Below are 6000 nucleotides of genomic sequence, written 5' to 3' on the forward strand. Positions count from 1 at the left end.
GAGAGCAGTGATGAACGGCCCCGGTCCGGTCCCGCCGTATCCACCCGCTCAGTCCAAGGCCGCGGCGGTCACGCTCCGCGCCATCTTCCTCACGATCACCGCGATCAGCTGCGGCTTCCTGTCCTGCCTGCCGCTGCTGCACCTGGCCGTCCGGCGGCGCCGGACCATGGACTGGGTGTTCTTCTGGGTCGGCACCGCGCTGAGCTTCGGTTCCTTCGCCACGATCGGCAGCCTGCCGGACAAGAACCCCTGGACCGACGTGGCACTGATCACCGTCATGGTCATGGTCCCCGTGGTCGGCGTCCACTACCTCGTGGCCGACCTGGCACTGCACCGGGCGGAGGAGGCCCTCGCCTACCCCCCCTACGCCACGACCGTCCCGTATCCGCAGCCGCACCGGCCGGCACCGCAGCAGCCGCCGGTGGACTACAACCCCTACCGCCCGACCCCGCCGCCCCCCGCACCGCAACCCCCGCAGCCCTCGGTGCCGCCGCAGACGCACGTGCCGCCGCACCAGCCGCGGATCAACCAGGTACGGGCCGAACTGGACGAACTGAGCGACCTGCTGCGCAAGCAGGAGGGCGGTCAGTGAACGGTCGGATCGTCGCCGGCCGATACGAGCTGGCCACGGTCCTCGGCCAGGGCGGCATGGGCCAGGTGTGGACCGCGTACGACCGGCGGCTGGACCGGCGCGTGGCCGTGAAGCTCCTACGCCCGGACAAGGTGGCCGGCGGCGCCGACGCCGAGGAGCTGCGCCGGCGCTTCGAGCGGGAGTGCCGGGTCACCGCCCAGGTCGACCACCCCGGGCTGGTCACCGTCCACGACGCGGGCAGCGACGCCGACGAGCTCTATTTCGTGATGCAGTACGTCGAGGGCGCCGACCTCGCCGACCACCTCGCCGAGCACGACCCCTACCCCTGGCAGTGGGCGGTCGCCGTCGCGGCGCAGCTGTGCGCCGTGCTGTCGGCGGTGCACGCGGTGCCGATCGTGCACCGCGACCTCAAGCCCCGCAACGTGATGGTGCGTCCGGACGGCTCGGTGCTCGTCCTGGACCTGGGCGTCGCCTCCGTCCTGGACACCGACACGACCCGGCTCACCCACACCGGCACGCCCATCGGCACGCCCGCGTACATGGCGCCGGAGCAGGCCATGAGCGGCGCCGTGGGACCCGGCACGGACCTGTACGCGCTCGGCGTGCTGCTGCACGAACTGGTCAGCGGCACCGTCCCGTTCGCGGGCTCCACGGCCCTCGGCGTCCTGCACCGGCACCTGTACGAACAGCCCGTGCCGCTGCGCCAGGTCCGCCCCGAGGTGCCCGAGCCGCTGGAGGCGCTCGTACTGCAGCTGCTGGCGAAGGACCCGCAGCACCGCCCGGCCGACGCGCAGGAGACCTACCGCCGGCTGGCGCCGCTGCTGCCCGTGCCGGGCGCCGTCCACCGCCCGCTCGGCCCGATGGACCCCACCCGCCCCTTCCTGCGCCCGCACGCCCCCTGGCCGGACCGCGCGGCCGCCCCCTCGCACCCCACCCCCGCGCCCACGGGCTCCGCGGCCCCCGCCGGCCACGGCATCGCGGAGGCGGTCGACGAGGTGAAGCGGCTGCTCGACGCCGGCCGCATCACGCAGGCCGTCGACATCCTGGGCGGCGTGCTCCCGGCCGCCGCGGAGAAGCACGGCGAGCACTCGCCGGTCGTGCGGATGCTGCGCAAGCAGTACGCGGCCACGCTCATGGAGGACGGCCAGTACCGCCGCGCCCTGCCCGAGCTGCGCCGGCTCGCCGACGAACTGGCCGCCGAATCGGGTCCGCTGGGCCGCCCGTCGCTGCAGTACCGCTACGAGGCCGCGCAGTGCCTGGAGCAACTGGGCGAGGCCGCGGCCGCGCTCGCCGAGTACCGGGCGCTGCTGCCCTCCTTCGAGCAGTACCGCGCCACCGACCCCGACCTCCCGCTGGAGGTGCGGCGGCGCATCGGCCATCTGCTGCTGTCGGTGGGCGACCGCATGGCCGCCCACGACGTGCTGTCCCGCCTGCTGTACGACTCCGACCGGGTGCACGGCCCGCACCACCCCTTCTCGCTGGAGCTGCGGCGGACGCTGACCTGGCTGGGCCAGGTGGGCCGCTGAGGGGCACCTGCCTCGGCCGTGCGCGCTTCCTCAGGCACGCGTCTGCATCGCCATGCGGATGCGGGCGGATTGGGCGGTCATGGTGTTCTTCAGCCGGAGGCCGAGCGGCTTCTCCACCAGGCGGTGGATCGCGTAAGCCAGTAGGAGGAAGCCCACGACCGAGGTGAGCAGGGTCTCCCTCGGGGTGAAGCCCAGATGCCGGTGCAGGCCGGCGATGGCGAACCAGCCCAGGTGCTCGTGGACCAGGTAGAAGGGGTAGGTGAGCGCCCCCGCCACGGTGAGCCAGCGCCAGTCGGCCCACCGGAGCCAGCCCAGCGCCACGGCGGCCACCGCCGCGAAGGCGAAGGCGACGACGAGCATGATGACGTACGGCGAGCGCTCACCGCTGAGCCCCGTCCCGTGCGGGGACCACAGCCCGTCGACGGCGACGTGCTGTCCCAGCAGCCAGCTGACCGCGACGATGCCCCACAGCAGCAGGTCGCTGCCGTAACGGTGGATCAGGTAGAGGGCGAGGCCGCCGATGAAGAACGGGGCATAATCCGGCATCGCGATCTCGGTCATCAGCGGGTTGTCGGCGACCGTGGAGACGGCCGCCGCAACGGTCCACAGGCAGCAGAAAACGACGACCCGGCGGTAGGTCACGCCCTTCCACACCACGAAGAGCGCGAACAGGATGTAGAAGCGGGCCTCGACCCACAGCGTCCAGCACACGCCGAGCACGCGGTGCGCGCCTACCGGCTGCTGCAGCATCGTGAAGTTGACCAGCACCTCGTCCAGCCGGACCGGCTCGATCACGGACGGCGCCGCGACGCATGCGGCGGTCGTCAGGACGATCGCGACCCAGTAGGCCGGGTAGAGGCGGGCGACGCGGGACCTGAAGAACGCGCCGACCGACTTGCCCCAGGTACTCATGCAGATCACGAAGCCGCTGATGACGAAGAACAACTGCACGCCGAGACAGCCATAAATGGCGGGCCGGGACAGGCCCGGGAAGAGTTCGGCGGGGTCGGCACCCCAGACGTGGCTCGTGTCCTGCTTGCCTATGTAGTGGTACAGGCACACCATCAGGGCCGCCAGAATGCGCAATCCGTCCAGTGCACGCAGCCGGCTGCCGCCGCCCTCGCGGCGCTTGCGGCCATCGGTCGCCACCGGAGCGGCCGCCGCGTCCGGGATCACCGGTGCGGCTGTCGCCGCGCCCGTCGTCGTCGAGGGCATCGCACTCCCACCCGCCGTTCGCCAATTCGTGCGACCCCACAGCGGGGCCACATGCCGAGGGTAGGGAATGAATACGACCAACCAATCGGACTAATCTCCCGGGACGGCGCATCCGGGCTGCGGGAAGGAAATCGTCCAACCTGAGTTCATCTTCCGATCACCTCACGCACAGAAAATGGACGCCCGGCCACCGCTAGCCTTTCGATGGTTTCCCGTATACGAGAACTAGGTGAACATGTGACCGATCGCCCCACACTCTCCGTCATCGTTCCTTGCTTCAACATCAGGTATTACCTGGCCGACACGGTCACCAGTCTGGTCGCGAACGCCCGCGACGACTTCGAGTTCATCTTCGTGGAGGACCGTTCCACCAAGGACGACACCTACGAAGCGCTGCTGGAGATGTCCCGGCGGGTGCCGAACAGCCGGGTCATCCGCCACGAGACGAACCAGGGACTCGCCACGGCCCGCAATACCGGAATCGATGCGGCGGAAGGGCGCTACCTCACCTTTCTCGACGGCGACGACTGGCTCGCTGCGGGGTACCTGGGCAAGCTGGTCGAAGCGATAGAACGGCACGATGTCGACTTCGTGCGCACCGACCACGTCCAGGTGACCGGTACGGAGCGCCGGATCCACCGCGCGCCCGAGGGCCGCCGCGACACACCGCTGGATCCGCGCGGATCGATCCTGCCGATGGACGACGCCACGATGGTCGACTACCCGTACGCATGGGCGGGCATCTACCACCGCCGCCTGCTCGACCGCGGACTGCTGCGCTTCCGCGACGGGCTGCGCACCGCCGAGGACCGCCCGTGGATCTGGGCGCTGCACCGCAACGCGGACTCGTACGCGGTGGCGAGCCTGCACGGCGTCTTCTACCGGCGCGGCATCACGACCTCGCTCACCCAGATCGGCGACGTGCGCCAGCTGGACTTCATCCGCGCCTTCGACCAGGTGCTGGAGGAGCTCGAGAGCGACCCCGAGGCCGACCTGCTCCGCCCCAAGGCCATCCGCAACTACTGCGCCGTCATCGCCCACCACCTGAGCGAGCGGCAGCGCTTCGAGCGCGGTGTGGCCGCACGGCTGAAGGAACTCAGCGGGACGGCGCTACGGCGCATGCCCGAGCAGGACCTCCGGATTGCCCTGGCCGGGATGGACGAGCAGCGCAGGCGCGCGCTCCACCGGATGCGCAACGGCATGAAGGGAGCCCTCGCATGATCCAGATCTTCATGGCGACAACCCAGTACGGCGCCGCGAGCGTCGTCGCGGCCATCCGGGCCGGCCTGTTCGGCCCCCGCGAGGGACGGCGTCTGCTCGTGGTCGGCAACACCTCGTCGATCCCCGAGCTGAGCAGGTCGCTGGACGCGATGCCCGGCTTCGAGGAGATACGGCTCGAGTTCGACGCGGTGCATTCGTGGAACGAGACCATCGCGCCGCACCACCCCTCCGGCTGGTCCCCGCGGGTGGAAGACACCGTCCTGTGGGAGCGGGCGCTGCGTCTGGCCTGGGATCTGGGAGACGAGCCCGTCGAGATCGCTTGCGAGTCCATCCAGGTCAGTCCTTCGCGCGCCGTCGTCGACATCTTCGCGGACAGCCCGATCGACGTGTACGCCGACGGCCTGATGAGCTACGGCCCGACCCGTAACCGCATCCCGGTCGGTGTGCACAGCCGCATCAGGCGGCTGCTGCACCTGGACCTCGTGCCGGGGCTGCGCCCGATGCTGCTGTCCGAGTACGGCGTCGAACCGGTCGTCATCCCCAACGAACCGTTCCTCCGGGTCCTGGAGCAGATCGGCGGGAACGGCCTCGCCGCTCTCGAGGAGCAACTACCCGCCGACGACCGGCCCACGGCCGTGCTGCTCGGCCAGTACCTCTCCGCCCTCGAACTGATCACGGTGGCCGAGGAGGACGCGCTGCACGTGCGGATGCTCCGCGGCGCCGTCGCGGCCGGACACCGGCATGTGCTGTTCAAGCCGCACCCCAGTGCGCCGGCCCAGTACTCGCAGTCGCTGGAGCGGACGGCGGACGAGTTGGGCGTACGCCTCAGCGTCCTCGACGTCCCCGTGCTGGCGGAGACGGTGTACCAGCACGTCCGCCCCGACCTCGTCGTCGGATGCTTCTCGACCGCGCTGATGACCGCGTCCGCGTTCTACGGGATACCCGTCGCGCGGGTGGGCACGGAACTGCTGCTGGAGCGGATCACCCCCTACGAGAACAGCAACCGGGTGCCCCTCACCGTCATCGACGCCGTCCTGCCGGACCTCGAGCGGGACACCGCCGAGGTCGGCAAGCCGCTCGACCTGTCACCGGAGCTGATCACCGGTGAACTGGCGCCCCTGGTCCGGACCGTGAGCTACTGCATGCAGTCGGTCAAGTACGCCCCCCTGCGGGACGAGGCCGTGGCGTGGCTCACGAACCGCCTTTCCGCGCACGCGAAGTACTTCAAGCGGCGCCGGCTGACCAGCCTCGGGCTGCCGGGCGGCAGCGGGATCAAGGCCGAGGGCCTGCGGCGCAACCCGGCCGTCCGGCGCCTGGTGAGGACCATTCGGACCGCCCAGGGCTGAACCCGGTCGGGCCGGCCCGCGCGTGGGCCTACCACCAGCAGGCGTACTGGGGACTCACCCAGAAGGTGTACCGCGCCGCGTTCGACCCCGCCTATGACCC

At 70.8% G+C, this 6000-nt stretch carries 5 protein-coding genes; 4 read left to right on the forward strand and 1 reads right to left on the reverse strand.

The genetic code is table 11. The features are described 5' to 3' along the window. Positions 1-10 precede the first annotated feature (10 nt). Positions 11-592, forward strand: a complete 582-nt coding sequence (locus tag AB0F62_RS15700; protein WP_361797919.1) for a hypothetical protein — start codon at positions 11-13, stop codon at positions 590-592. Beyond that, a complete protein-coding gene (locus tag AB0F62_RS15705; RefSeq protein ID WP_361797922.1) occupies positions 589-2118 on the forward strand; it encodes a serine/threonine-protein kinase in 1530 nt (509 codons plus the stop codon). The genes AB0F62_RS15700 and AB0F62_RS15705 overlap by 4 nt, the downstream gene beginning before the upstream one ends. A 30-nt stretch (positions 2119-2148) precedes the next feature. Here AB0F62_RS15705 and AB0F62_RS15710 read toward each other — a convergent pair whose 3' ends face one another. After that, on the reverse strand, positions 2149-3333 hold the full coding sequence (locus AB0F62_RS15710; protein WP_361797925.1) for an acyltransferase: 1185 nt from the start codon (positions 3331-3333) through the stop codon (positions 2149-2151). A gap of 204 nt (positions 3334-3537) precedes the next feature. On the opposite strand from AB0F62_RS15710, the gene AB0F62_RS15715 reads away from it, so the two are divergent. Together AB0F62_RS15715 and AB0F62_RS15720 are read left to right on the forward strand one after the other, a co-directional pair. After that, positions 3538-4554 (forward strand): glycosyltransferase family 2 protein, encoded by a 1017-nt coding sequence (locus AB0F62_RS15715; RefSeq protein ID WP_361797928.1) that lies wholly within the window; start codon positions 3538-3540, stop codon positions 4552-4554. Beyond that, positions 4551-5900, forward strand: coding sequence for a polysialyltransferase family glycosyltransferase (locus AB0F62_RS15720; protein ID WP_361797931.1), 1350 nt, complete (start codon positions 4551-4553; stop codon positions 5898-5900). The genes AB0F62_RS15715 and AB0F62_RS15720 overlap by 4 nt, the downstream gene beginning before the upstream one ends. The last annotated feature ends 100 nt before the right edge of the window (positions 5901-6000 follow it).

Origin of the sequence: Streptomyces sp. NPDC026673 (assembly GCF_040638135.1) — a bacterium.
Taxonomy (GTDB): domain Bacteria; phylum Actinomycetota; class Actinomycetes; order Streptomycetales; family Streptomycetaceae; genus Actinacidiphila.

Bases quoted from the DNA above. Each gene is read 5' to 3' on its own strand.
- AB0F62_RS15720 (WP_361797931.1), top strand. From the start codon at position 4,551: ATGATCCAGATCTTCATGGCGACAACCCAGTACGGCGCCGCGAGCGTC.
- AB0F62_RS15715 (WP_361797928.1), top strand. From the start codon at position 3,538: ATGGTTTCCCGTATACGAGAACTAGGTGAACATGTGACCGATCGCCCC.
- AB0F62_RS15700 (WP_361797919.1), top strand. From the start codon at position 11: ATGAACGGCCCCGGTCCGGTCCCGCCGTATCCACCCGCTCAGTCCAAG.
- AB0F62_RS15710 (WP_361797925.1), bottom strand. From the start codon at position 3,333: ATGCCCTCGACGACGACGGGCGCGGCGACAGCCGCACCGGTGATCCCG.